Genomic DNA, 23,031 nt, shown 5'->3' with positions numbered 1-23,031 from the left:
CAAGCCCGCCGACAAGCCCGCCGACAAGCCCGCCGACAAGCCCGCCGACAAGCCCGCCGACAAGCCCAAGGCGTCCCGCGCCGGGCGCAACCTGCCCGTCGCCATCGGGGTCGGTCTCGCCATGGGCGCGGTCATCCTGGTCGCGCTGCTGACCGTCCGGCAGGCGTGGATCGGCATCGTCGCGATCTCGGCGGTCATCGGCACCTGGGAGCTCTTCGGCGCGCTGCACCGCGGCGCCGGCATCCGCCTGTCGCGGGTGCCGGTGCTGGTCGGCGGTCAGGCGATGATCTGGCTGGCCTGGCCGTTCGGCACCGAGGGCATCCTGGGCGCCCTGCTCGTCACGGTGCTCGGCTGCTTCCTCTGGCGGATGCGCCTCGGCGCGGCGGGCTTCGTCCGCGACGTCGGCGCCTCGATGCTCGTGCTGTGCTGGGTCCCGCTCTGCATGGCGTTCGGGTCGATGCTCGTGGTCCCCGCCGACGGCACCGCGCGCGTGCTGACGTTCCTCATTGTCGTCATCTGCTCCGACACCGGCGGCTACGCCCTGGGCGCGCTGTTCGGCAAGCACCCGATGGCCCCAAAGGTGAGCCCGAAGAAGTCCTGGGAGGGCCTGGCCGGCTCGCTGCTCGCCGGCTCGACCGGCGCCTGCCTGTGCGTGGCGCTGCTGCTCGACGACCACTGGTGGTACGGGCTGATCGTCGGCCCGCTGCTGGTGGCCACGGCCGTCACCGGCGACCTCGTCGAGTCGCTCATCAAGCGCGACCTCGGCATCAAGGACATGGGCAGCACCATTCCCGGCCACGGCGGGCTGATGGAGCGTCTCGACTCCCTGGTCACCTCGGCGCCCATGGCCTGGCTCCTGCTCCTGGTGCTGGTCCCCGTCCACGTGACGTGACGCGCCGCGAGAGGGACGTCATCGAGTCCCCCAACATCTGGCGCTGGCCCGAGGTCTACGAGCGCGAGAACGAGGCGCAGGACGCCACCGGCGCGCTCTGGGCCACCGTGGCCGAGCTCGCGCCGTACGACGACGCGGACGTCGTCGACGTCGGCTGCGGCGACGGCTACCACCTGCCCCGGTTCGCGCAGCGGGCGCGCACGGTGGTGGGCGTCGAGCCGCACGCCCCGCTGGTGGCCCGCGCCCGCGAGCGCCTCGCGGGCCTGCCCGGCTGCCGCGCCGAGCAGGGGAGCGCGGCCGCCCTGCCGCTGCCCGACGACTCCGCCGACGTCGTGCACGCCCGCACCGCCTACTTCTTCGGCCCCGGCTGCGAGCCCGGCCTGGCCGAGGCGTCGCGGGTGCTGCGCCCGGGCGGCGTGCTGGTCGTCGTCGACCTCGACGCCACCCGCCACTCCTACGGCTCCTGGATGCGTGCCTCCGCCCCGCGCTACGACCCCGGCGCCGCCGAGCGATTCTTCGCCGGACAGGGCTTCGCGGTGCGCCGCGTCGACACCCTGTGGCGCTTCGCCGACCGCACGACGCTCGCCGACGTCCTGCGCATCGAGTTCACCCCCGCCGTCGCGCAGAAGGCGATCGACGGCACCCCCGGCCTCGCGCTGCCCGTGGCGTACCGCGTGCACACGCGCCGGGAACCGTCCGGACTCGTCCGGCCCTGACCAGGGCAGACGCACTGGAACGCTCCAGAAACCCACGGCGCCGGATCTCTTGACGTGATCTCGGTCACGGCCGCACAGTGGTTGCGTCCAGCGAAACCGGTTGCGAGAAGCGCAACATCGTCCGAAAGCCGGCTCGGGGGGCCGCCGGACGCACGATGAAGTGAGGTGCTGATGACGGACGTCCTGCCCGGCCGGGCGGCGGTGGAGCTCGTGCCGGAGCCGTCGTCGACGGTGGTGACCGATCCGGGGATCCTGCTGTACCCCCGCCTGCGGAAGTCGCCGTACTTCTGGAAGTCACGGGCGCACGGCGTGGCGCTGTACAGCGTCTACAACCACACGTACCACCCGCGCCACTACGGCGACCCCGTCGCCGAGTACTGGGCGCTGCTCGAGGACGTGACCCTCTGGGACGTCGGCGTCGAGCGCCAGATCGAGATCGTCGGCCCCGACGCGTTCGCGTTCACCAACATGCTGGTGCCGCGCGACCTGACGAAGTGCGCCGTGGGCCAGTGCAAGTACGTGTTCATCACCGCGCCCGACGGCGGGATCATCAACGACCCGGTCCTGCTGCGCGTGGAGGAGAACCGGTTCTGGCTCTCGCTCGCCGACTCCGACGTCGGGCTGTGGGCCAACGGCCTGGCCCACGCGGGCGGCTGGGACGTGCAGGTCCGCGAGATCGACGTCGCCCCGGTGCAGGTCCAGGGGCCGAAGGCCAAGGCCGTCGTCACCGACCTCTTCGGCGCGGGCGTCGCCGAGATGCCCTACTACCACCTGCGCCACGCGGTCCTCGACGACATGGAGGTCGTCGTCAGCCGCACCGGCTACAGCGCGGAGATCGGCTACGAGATCTACCTGCGGAACGCCGTCCGCAACGCCGGCCGCCTGTGGGACCGGGTGTGGGAGGCGGGGCGTCCGCACGGGATGCGCCCGATCGGCCCGTGCCACATGCGACGCATCGAGGGCGGCATGCTCGCCTACGGCTGCGACATCACCCTCGACACCAACCCCCTCGAGGTCGGCTACGACTACACGTGGATGGTCGACCTCGATCAGGAGGCCGACTTCGTCGGCAAGGGCGCGCTGATCCGCGCCAAGGCGCGCGGGCTCTCGCGGTCGATGGTCGGCGTCGAGATCGGCGGCGCGCGGCTGGGCACGTTCAACGACGGGTCGATGATCGAGCCGTTCACCGTGCGCGACGAGGCGGGCGAGGTCGTCGGCACCGTGACCAGCGCGTGCTGGTCGCCCCGGCTCGAGCGCAACATCGGCCTGGCGATGGTGGCGACACCGTGCACGCCGGTGGGGACGTCGCTGCAGGTCGCGACCCTGGACGACGTCCGCGACGCCGTCGTCGTCGAGAAGCCGTTCGTCGACCCGGGCAAGCAGACCCCCAAGGGCTGACGGGACCGGTCATGGACCACGTCACGACCCTCGGGGTCCTGCTCGCCGACCCGCGCTGGGAGGTGGCGCCGACGGCCGGGATCGTGGACGCCGTCGGCGCCGGGCTCCCCGCCGGCGCCACGGTGACGGTCACCGCCGCGCCGGGCCGGGGTCCGGCGGCGACCGTGGACACGGCCGTCGCGCTCGCCGCGCGCGGGTTCGCGGCGGTGCCCCACCTCGCGGCGCGCAGCGTGCGCGACCGCGGCGAGCTGGCCGAGCACCTCGACCGGCTCGCCGCGGCCGGCGTGCGCGACGTCTTCGTCGTCGGCGGCGACGCGCGCGATGGAGGACCTCGGCCGGCGTCCGCCGCGCGTCGGCGTCCCGTCCTACCCCGACGGCCACCACCGGATCGACGACGACGTGCTGTGGGCCGACCTGCGGGTCAAGCAGTTCCACGCCGACTACACCGTCACGCAGCTGTGCTTCGACGCCGACCTCGTGCTCCGGTTCGCCGGGGAGGCGCGGGAGCGGGGGATCGACCTGCCGGTGGTCGCCGGCGTCCCGGGCGTCGTCGACGCGGCGCGGCTGCTGCGCCTGTCGGTGCGGATCGGGGTCGCCGACGCGGCCCGGTTCGCCCGCTCCCACCGCCGGACCGCCGGGGCGCTGCTCCGGCCCGGCCGGCACACCCCCGACGAGTTCGTCCGGGGCCTCGCCGCGGGCCCGGCGGCCGGCACCGCCGACCTCGCCGGCCTGCACCTCTTCACGTTCAACCAGATCGAGCCGACCGTGCGGTGGCTGTCGCAGGCCCGCCGCGCGGCCGCGTGAGCACCCCCGAGGAGGGGCCGTGACACCGTTCCCGGACCGGGCCCAGGTCGTCGTCATCGGGGCCGGCATCGTCGGCAACGCCGTCGTCCACCACCTCGCGCGCCTGGGGTGGCGCGACGTCCTGCTCGTCGACAAGGGCCCGCTGCCCGACCCGGGCGGCTCCACCGGCCACGCGTCGAACTTCGTCTTCCCGGTCGACCACTCCCGCGAGATCACGCTGCTGACCGCCGACTCGATGCGCCAGTACACCGAGCTCGGGACGTTGACGACCTGCGGCGGGATCGAGGTCGCCCGGACCCCGGAGCGCGTCCAGGAGCTCGACCGGCGGATGTCGTCGGCGCGGGCGTGGGGCATCGACGCCGAGCTGATCACGCCGGCCGAGGTCGCCGGCAAGGTGCCGTTCCTCGACCCGTCGCCGCTGCTCGGGGCGTTCTGGACGCCGTCGGTGGCCGTGGTCGACCCGCTGCGGGCCGGCGAGCTCATGCGCGAGCGGGCGAGCGCCGCGGGCGCGCTCACCGTCGCGGCGCTCACCGAGGTGCTCGCGATCGACACGCAGGACGGGCGCGTGCGCCGCGTGCGCACCGACCGCGGCGACGTCGAGTGCGAGTACGTCGTCGTCGCGTGCGGCGTCTGGAGCCCGCGGATCGCGGCGCTGGCCGGGGCGACGATCCCGCTCACGCCTGCCGTCCACCAGATGATCGACGTCGGGCCGATCGCCGAGCTCGCGGCGACCGGGCGCGAGATCGCGTTCCCGATCATCCGCGACATGGACCCGTTCATGTACGAGCGGCAGAGCGGCGCCGACCTCGAGATCGGCTCCTACGCCCACCGGCCGATCCTCTGCGACCCCGACGAGATCCCCTCGAACGCCGCCGCGGCGCTCTCGCCGACCCAGCTGCCGTTCACCGCGGACGACTTCGACCCCCAGATGGAGGCGGCGCTCGAGCTCTTCGCCGGCATCCTCGACCGCCCCGACGCGGGCATCCGGCACGCCATCAACGGCCTGCTCTCGCTGACCCCGGACGGCCACCCGCTGCTCGGCGAGACGCCGGAGGTGGCCGGGCTCTGGTCCGCGGCCGCCGTGTGGATCAAGGAAGGGCCCGGCGTCGGGCGGCTCATCGCCGAGTGGATGACCGCGGGCGTCCCCGAGATCGACCCGCACGCCGCCGACGTCGCCCGCTTCGCCCCGCACGAGCGCACCCGCGCCCACGTGCGCGCCCGCGCCGCGGAGGGCTACAACAAGACCTACGGGATCATCCACCCGCGCGAGCAGTGGAGCTCCGACCGCGGTGCCCGCCGCTCGCCGTTCTTCCCGCGCGAGGAGGCCCTCGGCGCCGAGTTCTTCGAGGTCGCGGGGTGGGAGCGCCCCCAGTGGTACCGCTCGAACGAGCCCCTCGTGGCCGAGCTCGGCGTGGAGGACCGCCCGCACGAGTGGGACGCCCGCTGGTGGTCGCCGATCATCAACGCCGAGCACCTGGCGATGCGCCGGAGTGTCGCGATGATCGACCTCAGCGCGTTCGCCCAGTTCGACGTGCGCGGGCCGGGGGCGCTGGCGTACCTCCAGCACCTCTGCATCGCGCAGGTGGACCGGCCGGTCGGGCGCGTGATCTACACGCCGGTGCTCGGTCCCGACGGCGGCTTCCGCAGCGACCTGACGGTCGTGCGGCTCGGCGACCAGCACTTCCGCGTGGTCACCGGCGGCTCCGACGGGGCCCGCGACCTGCACTGGTTCACGCGCCACCTCCCCGCCGACGGCTCGGTCGCGCTGGCCGACGTGACGTCCGCGGTGTGCACGCTCGGACTCTGGGGACCGCGGGCGCGCGACGTGCTGGCGGCCGTGACCGACGACGACGTCTCCCACGAGGGGTTCCCGTTCGCCACCGGCCGGACGGTGACGGTCGGGTCGATCCCCGTGCTCGCGCTGCGCCTGTCCTACGTCGGCGAGCTCGGGTGGGAGCTGCACGCGCCCACCGAGTGCGGCCTGCGGCTGTGGGACACGATCGCGGAGGCCGGCGTGCCGCACGGGATCGTGCCCGCCGGCATCGGCGTCTACGGCACCACCGCGCGCCTCGAGAAGGGCTACCGGCTCATGGGCCACGAGCTCGACGGCGAGCACGGCCCCGTCGAGGCCGGGCTCGCGCTGCCCGGGCTCAAGTCGGCCGACTTCGTCGGCAAGGCCGCCTACACCAAGGCGCGCGAGGGCGAGCCCGAGGCGACGCTGTGCACGCTCACGCTCGACGCGTCGGCACACCGGCGCCACCCCCAGGGCGGTGAGCCCGTGCTCACCGCCGACGGCGAGCGGATCACCGACCGGCGGGGCCGGCCGTCGTACGTCACCAGCGCGGGCGCCGGCCCGTCGCTGCGGACGCACCTGCTGATGGCGTACCTGCCGCCCTGGCACGCCGCCGAGGGCACCGGGCTGCTCGTCGAGTACCTGGGGGAGCGGTACCCGGTGACGGTCGCGCGGGCCGGGCGGACGCCGCTGTTCGACCCCGACGACGCCCGGATGAGGTGAGACGGGATGGACGTCCTGGTGTGTGTCAAGCGCGTCCCCGCGGTGGGCACGGAGATCCTGCTGACCCCGGACGCGGCGGCGATCGACACCCGCCACCTCGGCTTCACCATCGGCCCGCACGAGGAGTGCGCGGTCGAGAAGGCGGTGCGGATCGCCGAGCGCACCGGCGGGGCCGCGGGCGTGCTCACCGTCGGGCCGCCCGAGGCCGACGAGCAGCTGCGCTACGCGCTGTCGATGGGCGCCGACCACGCCGTGCGGGTCGAGGCGCCGGTCGCCGACCCCGACCCCGAGCTCACCGCCGCGGCGGTCGTCGGCGCGCTGCCCGACCTGCGGCCCTACGACCTCGTGCTGTTCGGGGAGGCCTCGGCCGACGCCGGGCACGCGCAGGTCGGCTTCCGGGTGGCCGCGGCGCTGGGGCGCCCGGTGGTCGGCGGGGTCAAGGGGATCGGGACCGACGGGTCACGGGTGCGCCTCGAGCGCCACGTCGACGACGGCGTCGAGGTGCACGAGGCGCCGCTGCCCGCGATCGCCGCGGTGCTCGAGGGACTGAACCTGCCGCGCTACCCCACGATCAAGGGGCGGCTGCGCGCGAAGAAGGCGCCGATCCGGGTGCTGCCCGGGCCGGTCGTCACCGGGGGCCTGCGGACGCTGCGGCTGCGCCACCGCCCGGAGGCTCGCGCGCAGACCGTCGTGCTGGGGCGCGGGGCCGCGGCGGCGCCCGCCGTCGTCGACGTGCTGGCCGAGCTGGGGAGGGTGCGGTGATGGTGCTCGCGCTGATCGAACGGGACGGCGAGGGCGTCCTGACCGCCGCTTCGGCGGACGTGCTCGCCGCGGCCCGGGACCTGGCGGACGACCTCGGCGCCGGCGTGGGAGCGGTCGCCGTCGGGGACGCGGGCGACCTGCCCGACGACCTGGTCAAACGCGGCGTGTCCACGCTGCACCTGCTGCGCCACGAGCTGCTCGCCGACGGGGGGCCGGCGACCGTGGGCGAGGCGCTGGCCCAGCTGGTGGCGCGCGAGCAGCCGGTCGCGGTCCTCGCGGCGGCCACCGACGCCGCCACCGAGGCGATGGCCTGGGCGGCCGCGCGGGTCGGGGTCCCCCTGGCGACCGCCTGCACCGCGATCCGTCCCGGGCCCGGAGACGGTGACCGGCCCTGGGAGGTCACCCGCGAGCGGGCCGGCGGGATCCTGCTCGAGGACGCCGTGCTGGACGCGCCGATCCGCTTCGCCACCCTGGGCACCGGCACCCGCACGCCCACCGAGACGGCTGCGGCCGCCGAGGTCACGGTGCGCGCGTTCGTCCCGGAGCTCGACGCCGCGGTGCCGCGCGCCCGGCTCGTCGAGCGCCGGGCGCGGGCGAGCGGGATGACGCTCGCCACCGCGCCGGTCGTGGTCTCGGGCGGGCGGGGGGTCGGCAGCGCCGAGGGCTACGCGGTGCTCGAGGAGCTCGCGGGCCTGGTCGGCGGCGCCGTCGGGTGCTCGCGGGTGGCCACCAACAACGGGTGGCGCCCGCACGCCGACCAGGTCGGGCTCACCGGCACCCGGGTCAGCCCGGACCTCTACATCGCGTGCGGCATCAGCGGCGCGACCCAGCACTGGGTGGGGTGCATGAACGCCCGCGCGATCCTCGCGGTCAACACCGATCCCGAGGCGCCGATGGTGAGCCGGGCGACGTGGGCGGTGATCGGCGACGTGCACGAGGTGCTGCCCGCCGTGGTGGAGGAACTGCGGAGACGATCCGGGGGCTGACGATCCGGGGGTTGACCGTCGGGGGCTGGCCTCCGGACCAGGGGCGCGGTCGCGTTACCGTGGATGTCGTGTCCGCGTACCCCCCTCCGCGTCCGCCGTCCGGGTATCCCGGCCCCGGTGGGCAGGGTCGCCCCGGCGGTCACGGCGGCGGCCCCGGCCGTCCCGCCGGCCCCCACGGCCCCGGTCGTCCCGCCGGCTTCAGCGGTGCCGGTGGCGTCGGCGGATCCCGCAGCTCCGGGGGCGCGTCGCCGCGCCCCGGCGGGCGCTCCGTGCGCATCGACCCCGTGCTCGTCGAGCTCGGGGCCGGGCTGGTCTGGCTCGCGGTGGGCACGCTCGGGCTCGCCGCGGACGGCGCGGGCACGCTGGTGCTCGCGGTCGGCATCGCGGTCGCCATCGGCATCGGCGTGGAGAACCGCCGGCGCGGCCCGCGCCCGTTCGACACCTCGCGGTCCACGGAGGTGCTGCGCCTCGGCGGCGGCGTCATCGCCGCGGTGCTCGTCGCGTCGATCGTGCTCGGGCTGCTCAGCGGCTCGGCGTTCCTGCCGGGCCTCGCGCTGCTGCTCACCGGCGGCGCGTTCGTGCTGCTCAGCCGCTCCACCGGGCAGCGCCCGACGCGCTGGCTCGGGATCGCGCTCGTCGCCATGGGCCTGCTGTCCGCCCTCATCACGCTGGGCACCGCGGGCGGTTTCGTCTCCCAGGGCCTGCTCGGCGTGCTCGCGGGCGTGCTGCTCCTGCTGTCCGCCGCCGACCGGGTCGGCCTGGTCGAGATGCTCCGGGACCGCGCGCGATGAGCGAGCCCGCCCCCGTCGCTGCCCCCGTCGACGCCCCCGTCGATGCCCCCGTCGGTGCCCCCGTCGATGCGCCGGTGGACGCCGCCGACGCCGCGGGTCCCGTCCTGTCGCTGTCGCCGCGCGGCAGCCGGCGCAGCCGCCCCGCGCGCCACCTCGCCGACCTCGACCCGGCCGCGCGCCGGGAGGCCGTCACCGAGCTCGGGCTCCCGGCCTTCCGGGCCGACCAGCTCTCGCGGCACTACTTCACCCGCCTCGAGGCCGACGCCGGGACGATGACCGACCTGCCCGCCGCGGCGCGGGACACGCTCGGCCCGGCCCTGCTCCCCGAGCTGCTCACGCCCACCTCGGTGCTCGACTGCGACGGCGGCGCCACCCGCAAGACGCTGTGGCGGGGAGGAGACGGCGCCCTGGTCGAGAGCGTCCTCATGGGCTACCCCGACCGCGCCACCGTCTGCATCTCCAGCCAGGCCGGCTGTGGCATGGCCTGCCCGTTCTGCGCCACCGGCCAGAACGGCCTCGAGCGCAACCTGTCGACCGCGGAGATCGTCGAGCAGGTGCGCTCGGCGGCCGCCGCGGTCAAGGGCGGCGAGCTCGGCGCCGACCTGCGCCGCCTGTCCAACGTCGTGTTCATGGGCATGGGCGAGCCGCTGGCCAACTACCGGCGCGTCGTCGACGCCGTGCACCGGCTCTGCGACGCCCCGCCGGCGGGCCTCGGGCTCTCGCAGCGCTCGGTCACCGTCTCGACGGTGGGCCTGGTGCCCGCGATCCACCGGCTCGCCGACGAGGGCCTGCAGGTGACCCTGGCGGTGTCGTTGCACACCCCCGACGACGAGCTGCGCGACACGCTGGTGCCGGTGAACACCCGCTGGCCCGTCGCCGAGGTGTTCGGCGCCGCGCGCCGCTACGCCGAGGTCACCGGGCGGCGGATCTCGATCGAGTACGCGCTGATCCGCGACGTCAACGACCAGCCGTGGCGCGCGGACCTGCTCGCGAAGCTGGCGTCGAAGCACCTCGGGCGCCTGGTGCACGTCAACCTCATCCCGCTGAACCCGACGCCGGGCAGCAAGTGGGACGCGAGCCCCGCCCCCGTGCAGGCGGAGTTCGTGCGACGGGTGCGGATGAGCGGCGTGGCGTGCACCGTGCGCGACACCCGCGGCCGCGAGATCGCCGCCGCGTGCGGGCAGCTCGCGGCCACCGCCCGCCCGTGAGCCACGAGGTCCGGCGGATCGTCCCGCACGCGGCCGAGGGCGTGGCCGACGCGGACACGGTCACGTGGGCGCGCGCGATGCTCGCGGCGTTCCTGCGGCCCCGCGTCCCGCCCGGGGACCTCGCGCGGGCCGCGGCCGACTACGTGGGCCAGCGGCTGCGCGGGGTGTACGAGACCGGGGACCCGGCGCCGGTCGCGACGCTGCGCTCGTGGGACACGCGGATGAGCGTGCCCGGCGGCGAGGTCCTCGTCGACGCCGTCACCTCGATCGGCGTGCGCTCGACCCACCGGCGCCGCGGGCTGCTGCGCGCCGTGCTCGTCGACGACCTCGCCGACGCCGCCCGCGCCGGCACCCCCGTCGCCGCGCTGACCTCCACCCAGGGCGCGCTGTACGAGCGCTTCGGCTTCGGGCTCGCCAGCTGGAACCGCGCGCTGCGCGTCGACACGCGCGCCGCGGCGTTCCGCACGCCGGAGCCGACCGGGCGGCTGCGCACCCTCGACGTCGCGACGCTGCCGTCGGCGGCCGCGCCCGTGCAGGACCGCGCCCGGCGCCGCCACCCCGGGTCGATGGACCGCGCCGGCGCGTCGTGGACGGCGCTGATGACCGGCGAGAACACCTTCAGCGGCATGACCACCGACCCCGCACGGCACGCCGTGCTGTGGTCGGACGCGACGGGCCGGCCCGGCGGCTACGCCGTCTACCGCGTGGCGCAGGACTGGCTGGGCGGGGCGGCGGAGATCGCCGTGCTCGACCTGCAGGCCACCACGCCCGAGTCCTACCGCGAGCTGTGGCGCCACCTCGCCTCCCTGGACCTCGTCGGTGCGGTGACCTGGTCGGACGCCTCGCTCGACGAGCCGCTGCCGTGGCTGCTCACCGACCCGCGCGCCGCCGCGGCGGGGGCCAGCCGGGAGATGCTCTGGCTGCGGATCCTCGACGTCCCCGCGGCGCTGGGTGCCCGCCGCTATCCGGTCACCGAGCAGATCGTGCTGGCGGTCGCCGACCCGGCCGGGTACGCCGAGGGGACCTGGCTGCTCGACACCACCGACCCCGTCGAGCCGCGCATCGTGACCACCACCGCCGAGCCGGACGTCGCCCTCGATGCGGCGGCGCTCGGCTCGCTCTACCTCGGCGGCGTCGACCCGCGGGTGCTCGCCCGGGCCGGGCGCCTCGAGGAGCGCACCCCGGGCGCCGCCGGGCGGCTCGCGCGGCTGGTCGCCGCGCCGAGCGTGCCCTGGAACGGCATCCGCTTCTGAGGCCCTACACCTCGGGCGGCTCGTCGGGCACCGAGTCGTCGCGGTCGGCCCACTCGAGCAGGGCGCGCAGGTCGAACACGGCCTCGTCGATCCCGGCCGTGAGGTCGCCGACCTCGGCGTAGCGCGCCGGCATCGTCGCGATCGTGAAGTCGCCGGGCTCGGCGTCGTCGATCTCGTCCCACCGCAGGGGCGCGGACACCCGCGCCTCGGGCGTGCCGCGCACCGAGTAGGCCGAGGCGATCGTGTGGTCGCGGGTGTTCTGGTTCCAGTCGAGGAAGACCGTGCCGGGCGCGCGGTCCTTGCGCCACCAGGCGGTCGTGACGAGGTCGGGCGCGCGCCGCTCGACCTCGCGGGCGAAGGCCAGCGCGGCGCGGCGCACCTCGGTGAACGAGTGCTCGGGGCGGATGCGCACGTAGACGTGCAGGCCCTTGCCGCCCGAGGTCTTGGGGAAGCCGACGGCACCGAGCTCGTCGAGCACCTCGTGGGCGACCGCCGCGACGCGCCGGATCGTCGCGAACTCCACGCCGGGCATCGGATCGAAGTCGATGCGCCACTCGTCGGGGGTCTCGACGTCGGCCGCGCGGGTGTTCCAGGGGTGGAACTCGACGGTCGACATCTGCACGGCCCAGACGACGTCGGCGGGGCTGGTCACGCACAGCTCGTCGGCGGTGCGGTTGTAGCGGGGGAAGTGCACGCGCACGGTGCGCACCCAGTCCGGCGCGCCCTTGGGCAGCCGCTTCTGGTGCACCTTCTCGCCGTCGGTGCCGGTGGGGAAGCGGTGCATCATGCACGGCCGCTCGTAGAGCGCGCGGACGATGCCGTCGGCGACCGAGAGGTAGTAGTGCGCGAGGTCGAGTTTGGTTTCTCCCCGCGCGGAGAAGTACACCCTGCCCGGGTTGGTCAGCCGCACGGTCCGGCCGTCCACCTCGATCTCCGCAGCGTCGCTCCCGGCCACGGGCCGAGAACCTACCCCTGCGGACGCCCCTCCCCGACCCGGAACGGAGCTCCATGAGCAAGCGGATGGTCGTCCTCGGGGGCGACGCCACCGGCATGTCCGCCGCGTCGACCGCCCTGCGGCACGCCGGCGAAGGCGAGCTCGAGGTGGTCGTGCTCGAGCGCGGGCACTACACGTCCTACTCGGCGTGCGGCATCCCGTACTGGATCTCCGGGCACGTCGGGGACCGCGACCAGCTGATCGCCCGCTCGCCCGACGAGCACCGCGAGGCCGGGATCGACGTGCGGATGCGGACCGAGGCGACGGCGATCGACCTGGAGAAGCGCACCGTCGCCGTCCGCGGTGTCGACGACGGCGAGACCGACGAGCTGGGGTACGACGAGCTCGTCATCGCCACCGGGGCCGTGCCGACCGTGCCGCCGCTGGAGGGCTCGGACGCGCAGGGCATCTTCGGCGTGCAGTCGCTGGAGCAGGGCGAGGAGATCGTCAAGGACCTCGCCGACGGCGACCGTCGCCGCGCCGTCGTCGTCGGCGCCGGCTACATCGGCGTCGAGATGGCCGAGGCGATGGTCGTGCGGGGGATCGAGACGACGATCCTCGACCAGGCGCCCGAACCGTTCACCCAGGTCGACCAGGACATGGGCGCGATCATCCGCGAGGCCATGGAGGGCATGGGCATCACCGTGCACACCGGCACCTCGGTCGACGGCTTCGACGTCGGCGAGGACGGGCGCGTCACCGCGGTGCGCGCGGGGGACACGGTCTACCCGGCCGACATCGTCATCATGGGGCTCGGCGTGAAGCCGAACGCGCAGCTCGCCGCCGACGCCGGGCTGACGATCGGGACCTCGGGCGGGATCGTCACCGATGTGCGGATGCAGGCCGCGCCGGGCGTGTGGGCCGGCGGCGACTGCGTCGAGGTCCGGCACCGGCTCTCGGGCCGGGGCGTGCACATCGCGCTCGGCACCCACGCCAACAAGCACGGGCGGATCATCGGCACCAACATCGCCGGCGGCTACGGCGCGTTCCCGGGCGTGATCGGCACGGCGATCAGCAAGGTCTGCGACCTCGAGATCGGCCGCACCGGTCTGGGGCAGGCCGAGGCCGACGCGGCCGGGTTCGGCTACGTCACCGCCACCGTCGAGTCGACGACGACCGCGGGGTACTGGCCCGGTGCCGAGCTCATGACGGTGAAGCTGCTCGCCGAGCAGCGCACGGGCCGCCTGCTCGGCGCCCAGATCGTCGGGCGCGCGGGCTCGGCCAAGCGCATGGACGTCTTCGCCACCGCGATCTGGAACGGCATGACCGTCGAGGAGATGACGTTCATGGACCTGTCCTACGCGCCGCCGTTCTCGCCGGTCTGGGACGCGGTCCTCGTCGCCGCCCGCAAGGCCGCCAAGGAGGTCCAGGGCGAGATCCCGGTGTCCCCGGTCTGACCCACGTGAGCGAACTTCGGGGCTATCGCCCCGAAGTTCGCTCACAGGGGCCGTTCAGCCCACGTGGACGGCCGGGCGGCGGGTGCGGTCGGGTTCGGCCTCGCGGAGCACCTCGCGCGTCACCGGCGCGACCTCGCCGACGCCGAAGAGCAGGTAGCGGGCGAGGTTGGTGGCCGGGCTGCCCTCGTCCCACTCGAAGTAGACGTGCGGCACGACGCCGGTGACGTCGCGCAGGTGCAGCAGCAGCGCGGCGATGGCGTTCGGCACGGTCGAGCTGCGAGCGCGCAGGACGCGGTAGCCGTGGCGCTCCTCGCCCATGACGTGCAGCTCGGACTCGAAGTTCGAGGGGTCGTCCACCGTGATCTCCACGAACACCACGACGTCGCCGGACGGGATGTGGTGGTCGTAGCGCTCCTCGAGGTCCTTCTCCTCGTACTCGCGCCTGTCGCGGCGGTCCGGCTCGTTGGCGACCAGGCGGATCGTCGCGTGCGGATCGTGCGCGGTGGCCTCGCGGACGATGCGCCGCGCGGTCTTGTCGAGGTGCACGGCGGTGATCCGCAGCTCGGTGCTGCGCAGCGCCCGCGACGCGAACGAGACCACGAAGATCGCGGCCACGAACATCAGACCGATCTTCAGGCCCTCCGGGCGCTCGATCATGTTCGCGACCGTCGTGTAGACGAAGACGAGGGCGATGATCCCGAAGCCGACGGTCGCGTGCTTCTGCCCCTTGGCCCGGGCCGAGAGCGTCACCGAGATCGACGCCGAGGTGATGAGCACCAGCACGCCGGTGGCGTAGGCGCCGCTCTGGGCGTCGACGCTCGCGTCGAAGACGATCGTGATGAGGATGCCGAGCGCGGTGAACACCAGCACCATCGGGCGCACCGCGCGCGCCCAGTTCGGCGCCATGCCGTAGCGCGGCAGGTAGCGCGGCACCAGGTTGAGCAGGCCCGCCATCGCCGAGGCGCCGGCGAACCACAGGATCGTGATCGTCGAGAGGTCGTAGGCGGTGCCCAGCACGGCGCCGAACTGCTCGTGCGCGAGGTAGGCCAGCGCGCGCCCGTTGGCCTGACCGTCCGGCCCGAACTGGTCGAGCGGGATGAGCAGCGTCGTCACGAAGCTCGAGGTGACGAGGAAGCCGCTCATGATCAGCGCGGCGGTGGTGAGCAGCTTGCGCGCCCCGGCGATGCGCCCGGCCGGCTCCTTCTCGGTGTCGCCCGGCGCGCCGCGCACCAGCGGCATGACCGCGACCCCGGTCTCGAAGCCCGACAGGCCGAGCGCCAGCTTGGGGAACACGATCAGCGCGATGGCCACGACGACCAGCGGGTTGCCGTGCTGGGTCAGCAGCGCGTCGCCCCAGTCGACGATGCGCACCGGCTCGGTGAACACCCGGTAGAGCCCGCCCGCGACCACCACGAGGTTGAGCAGCAGGAACGTCGCGACGACGACCACCGCGATGCCGATGGCCTCGGCGAAGCCCAGGAGGAACACGACGCCGAGGAGAATCACCAGCGCGCAGGTCAGCGGCACCTCCCACCCGTGCAGCGCCCCGCCGACCAGCGGGTTCTCGACGACGTGCGCGGTGGCGTCGGCGGTGGAGAGCGTGATCGTGATGAGGAAGTCGGTGACGGCGAAGCCGAGGAGCACGAGCACCAGCAGCTTCGACCACCAGTACGACAGCAGCTTCTCGAGCATCGCCACGGAGCCCTCGCCGTGGGGGCTCTCGCGCGCGACGCGCCGGTAGATCGGCAGGGCGCCCCCGAGCGTCAGGGCGACGAGGACGAGCGTGGCGATCGGCGAGATCAGCCCGGCGGCGACGACCGCGACCGCGGGCTGGTAGCCCAGCGTCGAGAAGTAGTCGACACCGGTGAGGCACATGACGCGCCACCACGGCTTGCCCTGGTGCTCCGGGGCGGGCCGGGCGTGGGGCCCCGAGTACTGCGACCCGCGGTCGACGAGGCCCTCGAGGAGCCACCGACGCAGGGTCGACCGTTCCCGCCGCTCGGTCGAGCCGGCCGGCGGGGCCGGCGGAGCGCTCACCGCCGCCAGGACGTCCGCGAGCGGATGATCGCGCCGAGCGAGAGCGCGAAGAAGCCGACGGCGATGGCCACGAGCCAGATCTCCTCCTGGCGGCCCTCGTGGTTGCCCCAGAGCATGATCAGCATGATGGCCGCGACGACGAACCCGGACAGGCGCGCGACCTTCGGGTAGTGGCCGTGCCAGCCCCACTCGACCGAGGGCTCGTCGTCGGAGGAGACGCCGTTGACGACCACCGCGGCGTCGTCACGGTGGGCGACACCGCCGCCGCCCTGATGCTGGCGGGCCGGGCTGTTCGAGGCCACGAAGACTCCTGGAGATCGCTCGTGCGGGCGCGCCCAACCTACCCCGCGCCCGTCCGCCGCGCCGTCCTACCGTGCGCGGTGCCGGACCGTGATGATGAGCCGCGATGAGCACACCCTCGACCCCGCGCCGGGTCGTCCTCCTCGGGTCCACCGGCTCGATCGGCACCCAGGCCCTCGACGTCGTCCGCGCCCACCCCGACCGCTTCGTCGTCACGGGCCTCGCGGCCGGCGGCGGGCGCCCCGACCTGCTGGCCGCGCAGGCCGCCGAGTTCGGGGTGCCGACGCTCGCGGTCGCCGACCCCGCCGCCGCGCCGGACCTGCGCGGGCGGACCGGCGCCGAGGTCCTCGCCGGGCCGCAGGCCGCGGCCGAGCTCGCCGCGTCGGGCGCGGACGTGGTGCTCAACGCCATGGACGGCTCGCGGGGCCTCGCCCCGACCCTCGCGGCGCTCGGGGCCGGCACCACCCTCGCGCTGGCCAACAAGGAGTCGCTGGTCGCGGGCGGGCCGCTGGTGACCCGCGCCGCCGGGCCCGGCCAGATCGTCCCGGTCGACTCGGAGCACTCGGCGCTCGCGCAGAGCCTGCGCGGCGGCCTGCCCGAGGAGGTCTCCCGCCTCGTGCTCACGGCCTCCGGGGGCCCCTTCCGCGGGCGCCCCCGCAGCGAGCTCGCGGGCGTCACCGTCGAGCAGGCCCTGGCGCACCCCACGTGGGCGATGGGTCCGGTGGTGACGCTGAACTCGTCGACGCTGGTCAACAAGGGGCTGGAGCTGATCGAGGCGCACCTGCTGTTCGGCGTCCCCTACGAGCGCATCGACGTCGTCGTGCACCCCCAGTCGATGATCCACTCGATGGTGACCTTCGTGGACGGCGCCACGATCGCGCAGGTCAGCCCGCCGGACATGCACATGCCGATCGCCCTGGCGCTGGCGTGGCCGCAGCGCCTGGCCGGCGCGAGCCGCCCCGAGACCTTCGCCGACCCGACGAGCTGGACGTTCGAGCCCGTCGACACGCAGGCCTTCCCCGCGCTCGAGCTCGCGCGGGCGGCGGGGTCGGCCGGCGGCTGCCTGCCCGCGGTCTACAACGCGGCCAACGAGGAGGCCGTCGCCGCGTTCCTCGCCGGGCGCTGCGCCTGGACCGGCATCGACGAGACCCTCGCCGCCGTCCTCGACGACGCGGGGGAGTGGGCCCGCGACCCGCGCGACGTCGCCGACGTCCACGCGGCCGAGCAGTGGGCGCGGCGGCGCGCGGGCGAGAGGCTCGCCGCCCCGGTCTGAGGCGGCGTCCACGATCCGGCCCCCACACCGGGCACACCGTGCCCCGGGCTACCGTGTCACGCCGTGATGCTCGTCGTGGGGATCGTGCTCTTCGCGCTGGGGCTGCTGCTCTCCATCGCCTGGCACGAGCTCGGCCACTACACCGCGGCGCGGCGCTTCGGCATCCGCGTCCCCGAGTTCATGGTGGGCTTCGGGCCGACCGTGCTGTCGGTCAAGAAGGGCGAGACGCGCTTCGGGGTCAAGGCCATCCCGCTCGGCGGCTACATCCGCATGATCGGGATGGTGCCGCCCGCGCGCGGCGAGCTGGTGGGGCGCAGCCGCCGGTCGGGCCCGTTCCAGGGCATGGTCGACGACGTCCGCGCCGACTCGGTCCGCGACTTCGAGCCCGGGGACGAGGACCGCCAGTTCTGGACCCGCACGCCGTGGAAGCGGATCATCGTCATGCTGGCGGGTCCGTTCATGAACCTGATCCTGGCGATCGGGCTCTTCGCGGTCGTGCTGATGGCGATCGGGGTGCCGACGCCGACGCCGGTGGTGAAGACGGTCAGCCAGTGCGTGCTGCCCGCCTCGCAGGCGCAGACCACGCAGTGCCCGCCCGGCGCGCCGCTGACCCCCGCTGCGCAGGCCGGGTTCCGGCCGGGCGACCGGATCGTCAGCTTCGACGGCCGGCCGTACACCGAGTGGTCGCCGCTGATGAACGCCATCCGCACCGCGCGGGGCACGGTGCCGGTGGTCGTCGAGCGCCCGACCCCGACGGGGACCGAGCAGCTCACGCTGACGCCGACCCTCATCGACAACCAGGTCGCCGACCTCCGCCCACCGCCCGAGGGGGCGCCGCCGGACGAGCGCCGCTACGTCACCGCCTCGTTCCTGGGCATCGAGCCGACCAGCCCGCTCGTGCGCCAGGACGCCGGCGCGGTCGTCACGGCCGGCGGGGTGCTGCTCGGGCGCACGGTCGAGGCGGTCGCGCGGCTGCCCGAGAAGGTCCCCGGGCTCATCGGCGCGGTGTTCCTCGGCGAGCAGCGCGACGTCGAGGGCCCGGTCAGCGTCGTCGGCGTGTCGGTGCTGGGCGGCCAGGTCCTCGAGCGCGACCAGGCGATCCTCGAGGAAGTGGCGATCTTCCTCAACCTGCTCGCCGCGGTGAACCTGTCGCTATTCCTGCTCAACCTGCTGCCGATCCTCCCGCTGGACGGCGGCCACGTGCTGCCCGCGGTGTGGGAGGCGATCAAGAAGCGGATCGCGCGGTTGCGGGGGCGGCCCGACCCCGGGCCGGTCGACCTCGCCCGGCTCATGCCCATCGGCGTCGGCTTCGCCGTCCTGATCATGGCCTACGGCGCGCTGGTGATCATGGCGGACATCGTCAACCCGATCCAGCTGCCCCTGTAGCGGCGTGGTCGGCGCCACCGGCGAGGTCGGGGGTGCTGGGGCAGACTGGATGGCGACGCCTCAACGTCGTCTCCCATGTCGAGGAGTGAGATGACCGTCGACCTCGGTCTGCCCGAAGCACCCCCGGTGCTCGCCCCGCGCCGCACGACGCGCCAGCTCGACGTCGGCGGCGTCGGTGTGGGCAGCGACCACCCGGTGTCGGTGCAGTCGATGACCACCACGCTCACCAGCGACGTCAACGCGACGCTGCAGCAGATCGCCGAGCTCACCGCGGCCGGCTGCGACATCGTCCGCGTCGCCGTGCCGTCCGCCGACGACGCCGCGGCGCTGCCCGCGATCGCGAGGAAGTCGAACATCCCCGTGATCGCCGACATCCACTTCCAGCCCAAGTACGTGTTCGCCGCGATCGACGCCGGCTGCGCCGCGGTGCGCGTCAACCCGGGCAACATCAAGCGCTTCGACGACAAGGTCGGCGAGATCGCCGCGGCCGCGAAGGCCGCCGGCACCCCGATCCGCATCGGCGTCAACGCCGGCTCGCTCGAGCCCGGGATCATGGCGAAGTACGGCAAGGCCACGCCCGAGGCGCTGGTCGAGTCGGCGCTGTGGGAGGCCTCGCTCTTCGCCGAGCACGACTTCCACGACATCAAGATCTCGGTGAAGCACCACGACCCGGTGACGATGGTGCGCGCCTACGAGCTGCTCGCCGAGCAGTGCGACTACCCGCTGCACCTCGGCGTCACCGAGGCCGGGCCGACGTTCCAGGGCACGATCAAGAGCGCCACCGCGTTCGGCGCGCTGCTCTCCCGCGGCATCGGCGACACCATCCGCGTGTCCCTCTCGGCGCCGCCGATCGAGGAGGTCCGCGTCGGGCTCTCGATCCTCGAGTCGCTCAACCTCCGGCCCCGCAAGCTCGAGATCGTCTCCTGCCCGTCCTGCGGGCGCGCGCAGGTGGACGTCTACAAGCTCGCCGACGAGGTCACCGCCGGCCTCGAGGGCATGGAGGTGCCGCTGCGCGTCGCGGTGATGGGCTGCGTCGTCAACGGCCCGGGCGAGGCCCGCGACGCCGACCTGGGCGTGGCGTCGGGCAACGGCAAGGGCCAGATCTTCGTCAAGGGCGAGGTCATCAAGACCGTCCCCGAGGCCCAGATCGTCGAGACCCTCATCGAGGAGGCCCTGCGCCTCGCCGAGGAGGCCGGCGAGGAGGAGCTCGCGGGCGGCCAGGCGGGCGGCACGCCGACCGTCACCGTCGGCTGACCCCCGCAGCGCTCACCGGCGCTCACCCACCCGGCCGGCCGCACGCCCCGCCCAGCTCCGCGCGACCTGCGGGGGCAGCACGGCCACCGGGCAGCTGGCCAGACGGATCACCGCCTGGGTCGTGGAACCGAGCAGCGACGCGGTGAGCGCCCGGTGCCCGAGCGCGCTGAGGACGATCAGGCGGGCCCCTCGTCGGGCCGCGCGCAGGATCTCGTCGGTCGGGTTCCCCCAGGCGACGACCTCGGTCAGCGCGACGTCGGGATGGCGGTCCGCGAGGCCCGTGACGGCCGCCGCGATCGCCTCGTGCTGTGTCCTCTGGTCGGCCTCGGAACGGCGCCGCGAGGCCACCGCGATCGGGGTCAGCGGGGCGTGCCAGCGGTCGGCGACGGTGGCCGCGAAGGCCACCGCCCCGACGGTCTCCTCGCTCCCGTCGACCCGCACCAGCACGCCTCCGGAGTGCGCCGCGTCCGGATCCCACATCTGCGGGACCAGGACGACCGGGCAGGAGGCCTGCCCGATCGCGTGGGCGACGATCCGGCCCACGGTGAGGTCGAGGTCGCCCTGGGCCGAGCGTGAGCCCAGCACCAGGAGCTCGGCGTGCTCGGCGACGCGGACCAGCGCGGGACCGGCGACACCGGTGACGACCGAGACCCGGACCGGGACGTCGGGTGCGGTCGCCGCGGCGACCCGGCGCCCGTGGTCGAGGAGCGCGCGGGCGCGGCCCGACGGTTCCTGCAGCACGTGGTCGTGGCCCGAGGGCGGGAGCACCTGGACGAGGTCGAGGGACAGCCCGCGGACGTCGGCCTCGCGGGCGGCCCACCGCACGGCGCGCAGGGTGGCGGGATTGCCGCCCACCCCCGCGAGCACACCGGTGGCCGGGGTCGTGCGGTCGACCATGGTTTCCCGCCCTTCCGCGTCGAGGACGTCGTCCCCACCGTGCTCAGGGACGCGGCGATCGGCAAGGGGCCGGTGGGGCGCACTCCACGAGCGGCGGCGACACACCTCGTGGTCGGATGAGCGCGTGAGCACGTTCGACGATCTCGACGCCTTCGCCGCCACCCGCCGTTGCGCGGGCCTCGCGCTCTCCCCGGACGGATCGCGCCTCGTCACGACGGTCTCCGAGCTCTCGGCCGACGGGAAGAAGTACGGCACCGCGCTGTGGGAGATCGACCCGCGCGGGGAGCGCGCGCCGCGGCGGCTGACCCGCTCGTCGACCGGCGAGTCGTCGGCCGCGTTCACCCCCGACGGTGACCTCCTGTTCACCTCCCGCCGCGCCGACCCCACCGCGGAGAAGCCCGAGGAGGAGCGCACCGCCCTCTGGCTGCTGCCCGCGACCGGCGGGGAGGCGCGGCCGGTGGCCGAGCGCCCCGGCGGGGTCAGCGGCTTCGCCGTCGCCCGCGACGCCGGCACGCTCGCCCTGGTCACCCCGAAGCCGGTCGAGGGGGACGCCGAGGAGCAGCGGGAGGCCCGCGAGAGCGCCGGGGTGTCGGCGCGGCTGCACACCCACTTCCCCGTGCGCTTCTGGGACCACGACCTCGGGCCCGGCCGGGCGCACCTGCAGCGCTGCGCGCCGCCCGACCCGGCGGATCCCGACGCCGCGTACGGCGAGCCCGAGCACGTCGCCCCGGGCGCCGACGAGCGCCTGGGCGGCAGCGCGATCAGCCCGGACGGGCGCACGGTCGCGGTGGTCGTCGAGGTCCCCGACCCGGCCGACCCCGCGTCGTGGCGGCGCCGCCTCGAGCTGCACACCGCGGACGGCACGGTCGTCGTCGGCGACGAGCCCGGCGCCGACCACGAGGCGCCGACGATCACGCCCGACGGCCGCTGGCTGCTGTGGGTGCGCGAGCGCCACCCCCGCCCCGGTCGCGGCATGGCGCACACGCTGCGGGCCCGTTCCCTGGAGGACGGCCGCGAGCTCGACGTCCTGCCGGAGGAGGCCTGGCAGGTCCGCGGCGTCACCGGGGCGCCGGCCGGCGACGTCGTGTACGTCGTCGTCAACGAGGCCGGGCACGCGCCGGTCCTGCGGGTGTCGATCGCCGACGGGTCCGTCACGCGCCTCACCGCATCCGGCGCGTACGGCGACGTCGTGGCGGCCGCCGACGGGTCGGCGCTCTTCGCCCTGCGCTCGGGCATCGATGCGCCGCCGACGCCGGTCCGTCTCGACCCGGACGCCGCCGACCAGGAGCCGGTCGCGCTGCGCGGGCCGACCGCGATCGACCCGCTGCCCGGCACGCTCACCGAGGTCCACGCCACGGCCGCCGACGGCGCGGCGCTGCGCTCGTGGCTCGTGCTGCCCGGGGGCGCGTCGGCCGGCGCGCCGGCACCGCTGGTGCTGTGGATCCACGGGGGGCCGCTGTCGAGCTGGAACGCGTGGTCGTGGCGCTGGAACCCGTGGCTGATGGCCGCCCGGGGGTGGGCGGTGCTCCTGCCCGACCCGCGCCTGTCCACCGGCTACGGCCAGCAGTTCCTCGACCCGGCCACCGGGGCCTGGGGCGACCTGCCCTACACCGACCTGATGACCGTGACCGACGCCGCGCTGGCCCGCGACGACGTCGACGCGACGCGCGTGGCGGCCATGGGCGGTTCCTTCGGCGGCTACATGGCCAACTGGATCGCCGGGCACACCGACCGCTTCGCCGCGATCGTCACCCACGCCAGCATCTGGCACCTCGACGGCTTCGTGGGCACCACCGACGCGTCGTTCCACTGGCGCCGCGAGTGGGGCGACCCGCTCGACGAGCGCGACCGCTACGACGCCCACTCGCCGCACCGGCACATCAAGGCGATCACCACGCCGACCCTGGTGATCCACGGTGACAAGGACTACCGCGTCCCGATCTCCGAGGGCCTGCGGCTCTGGTACGACCTGCAGCGCTCCGGCGTCGAGTCCCAGTTCCTCTACTACCCCGACGAGAACCACTGGGTGCTGCAGCCGGGTGACGCGAAGCTCTGGTACCGGACGGTCTGGGCGTTCCTCGACCACCACGTCCTGCACCGGCCCTACGAACGCCCGGCGCTCGTGTAGAGACACGTGACTCCGCTGGGAGTTCCGCACCGGGACATGG

At 74.7% G+C, this 23,031-nt stretch carries 19 protein-coding genes; 15 read left to right on the top strand and 4 right to left on the bottom strand.

The features are described 5' to 3' along the window. The 10 genes from PHK61_RS11500 to PHK61_RS11455 all read left to right on the top strand — a co-directional run. Positions 1-892, top strand: an 892-nt coding sequence (locus PHK61_RS11500) for a phosphatidate cytidylyltransferase (protein WP_420791383.1), incomplete at its 5' end; no start/stop codon positions are given. Then, the gene (locus PHK61_RS11495; RefSeq protein ID WP_274281099.1) at positions 889-1,608 is read left to right on the top strand and encodes a class I SAM-dependent methyltransferase; all 720 of its coding nucleotides are present in this window, start codon (positions 889-891) and stop codon (positions 1,606-1,608) included. The genes PHK61_RS11500 and PHK61_RS11495, both read left to right, overlap by 4 nt. A 171-nt stretch (positions 1,609-1,779) precedes the next feature. Continuing rightward, a complete protein-coding gene (locus tag PHK61_RS11490; RefSeq protein ID WP_274281111.1) occupies positions 1,780-3,006 on the top strand; it encodes a glycine cleavage T C-terminal barrel domain-containing protein in 1,227 nt (408 codons plus the stop codon). 321 nt (positions 3,007-3,327) lie between these two features. Continuing rightward, positions 3,328-3,810 carry a methylenetetrahydrofolate reductase gene (locus tag PHK61_RS11485; protein ID WP_274281098.1) on the top strand — a complete coding sequence of 161 codons (483 nt, stop codon included), beginning with the start codon at positions 3,328-3,330 and terminating at the stop codon, positions 3,808-3,810. A gap of 19 nt (positions 3,811-3,829) precedes the next feature. Continuing rightward, complete coding sequence (locus tag PHK61_RS11480) at positions 3,830-6,325, top strand: GcvT family protein (protein WP_274281097.1); 2,496 nt, start codon at positions 3,830-3,832, stop codon at positions 6,323-6,325. Between the two features lie 6 nt (positions 6,326-6,331). Next, a complete protein-coding gene (locus tag PHK61_RS11475; protein ID WP_274281096.1) occupies positions 6,332-7,087 on the top strand; it encodes an electron transfer flavoprotein subunit beta/FixA family protein in 756 nt (251 codons plus the stop codon). Continuing rightward, a complete protein-coding gene (locus PHK61_RS11470) occupies positions 7,087-8,073 on the top strand; it encodes an electron transfer flavoprotein subunit alpha/FixB family protein (RefSeq protein WP_274281110.1) in 987 nt (328 codons plus the stop codon). Before PHK61_RS11475 ends, PHK61_RS11470 begins: the two co-directional genes overlap by 1 nt. Positions 8,074-8,342: 269 nt before the next feature. Continuing rightward, entirely contained in the window at positions 8,343-8,864 is a 522-nt protein-coding gene (locus tag PHK61_RS11465; RefSeq protein ID WP_274281095.1) for a hypothetical protein, read from the top strand. After that, entirely contained in the window at positions 8,861-10,072 is a 1,212-nt protein-coding gene (gene rlmN / locus PHK61_RS11460) for a dual-specificity RNA methyltransferase RlmN (protein ID WP_274281094.1), read from the top strand. Before PHK61_RS11465 ends, rlmN begins: the two co-directional genes overlap by 4 nt. Continuing rightward, positions 10,069-11,325 carry a GNAT family N-acetyltransferase gene (locus PHK61_RS11455; RefSeq protein ID WP_274281093.1) on the top strand — a complete coding sequence of 419 codons (1,257 nt, stop codon included), beginning with the start codon at positions 10,069-10,071 and terminating at the stop codon, positions 11,323-11,325. The genes rlmN and PHK61_RS11455 overlap by 4 nt, the downstream gene beginning before the upstream one ends. A gap of 4 nt (positions 11,326-11,329) precedes the next feature. On the opposite strand, the gene ligD is transcribed toward PHK61_RS11455, so the two are convergent. Beyond that, the gene (gene ligD / locus PHK61_RS11450) at positions 11,330-12,280 is read right to left on the bottom strand and encodes a non-homologous end-joining DNA ligase (RefSeq protein ID WP_274281092.1); all 951 of its coding nucleotides are present in this window, start codon (positions 12,278-12,280) and stop codon (positions 11,330-11,332) included. Between the two features lie 53 nt (positions 12,281-12,333). Between ligD and PHK61_RS11445 the strand changes: the two genes are divergently transcribed. Then, complete coding sequence (locus PHK61_RS11445; protein WP_274281091.1) at positions 12,334-13,716, top strand: FAD-dependent oxidoreductase; 1,383 nt, start codon at positions 12,334-12,336, stop codon at positions 13,714-13,716. 54 nt (positions 13,717-13,770) lie between these two features. Here PHK61_RS11445 and PHK61_RS11440 read toward each other — a convergent pair whose 3' ends face one another. After that, complete coding sequence (locus tag PHK61_RS11440; RefSeq protein ID WP_274281090.1) at positions 13,771-15,753, bottom strand: APC family permease; 1,983 nt, start codon at positions 15,751-15,753, stop codon at positions 13,771-13,773. Further along, entirely contained in the window at positions 15,750-16,055 is a 306-nt protein-coding gene (locus PHK61_RS11435; RefSeq protein ID WP_274281089.1) for a DUF2631 domain-containing protein, read from the bottom strand. Before PHK61_RS11435 ends, PHK61_RS11440 begins: the two co-directional genes overlap by 4 nt. 104 nt (positions 16,056-16,159) lie before the next feature. On the opposite strand from PHK61_RS11435, the gene dxr reads away from it, so the two are divergent. The 3 genes from dxr to ispG all read left to right on the top strand — a co-directional run bounded on the left by dxr (position 16,160) and on the right by ispG (position 19,966). Next, on the top strand, positions 16,160-17,326 hold the full coding sequence (gene dxr, locus PHK61_RS11430) for a 1-deoxy-D-xylulose-5-phosphate reductoisomerase (protein ID WP_274281088.1): 1,167 nt from the start codon (positions 16,160-16,162) through the stop codon (positions 17,324-17,326). Between the two features lie 66 nt (positions 17,327-17,392). Continuing rightward, entirely contained in the window at positions 17,393-18,712 is a 1,320-nt protein-coding gene (locus tag PHK61_RS11425) for a M50 family metallopeptidase (protein ID WP_274281109.1), read from the top strand. A 90-nt stretch (positions 18,713-18,802) separates the two neighbouring features. After that, positions 18,803-19,966, top strand: a complete 1,164-nt coding sequence (ispG, locus tag PHK61_RS11420) for a flavodoxin-dependent (E)-4-hydroxy-3-methylbut-2-enyl-diphosphate synthase (RefSeq protein ID WP_274281087.1) — start codon at positions 18,803-18,805, stop codon at positions 19,964-19,966. A gap of 12 nt (positions 19,967-19,978) precedes the next feature. Here ispG and PHK61_RS11415 read toward each other — a convergent pair whose 3' ends face one another. Beyond that, on the bottom strand, positions 19,979-20,863 hold the full coding sequence (locus PHK61_RS11415) for a universal stress protein (RefSeq protein ID WP_274281086.1): 885 nt from the start codon (positions 20,861-20,863) through the stop codon (positions 19,979-19,981). Positions 20,864-20,987: 124 nt separating this feature from the next. Here PHK61_RS11415 and PHK61_RS11410 point away from each other — a divergent pair, with 124 nt between their 5' ends. Next, positions 20,988-22,991 carry an alpha/beta hydrolase family protein gene (locus tag PHK61_RS11410; RefSeq protein WP_274281085.1) on the top strand — a complete coding sequence of 668 codons (2,004 nt, stop codon included), beginning with the start codon at positions 20,988-20,990 and terminating at the stop codon, positions 22,989-22,991. Positions 22,992-23,031 lie beyond the last annotated feature (40 nt).

Source organism: Actinomycetospora lutea (assembly GCF_028737205.1).
In the GTDB taxonomy this organism is placed as follows: Bacteria; Actinomycetota; Actinomycetes; order Mycobacteriales; family Pseudonocardiaceae; genus Actinomycetospora; species Actinomycetospora lutea.
The sequence above is the reverse complement of the archived record's forward strand: the minus strand, read 5'-3'. Positions and strand labels throughout refer to the sequence as shown.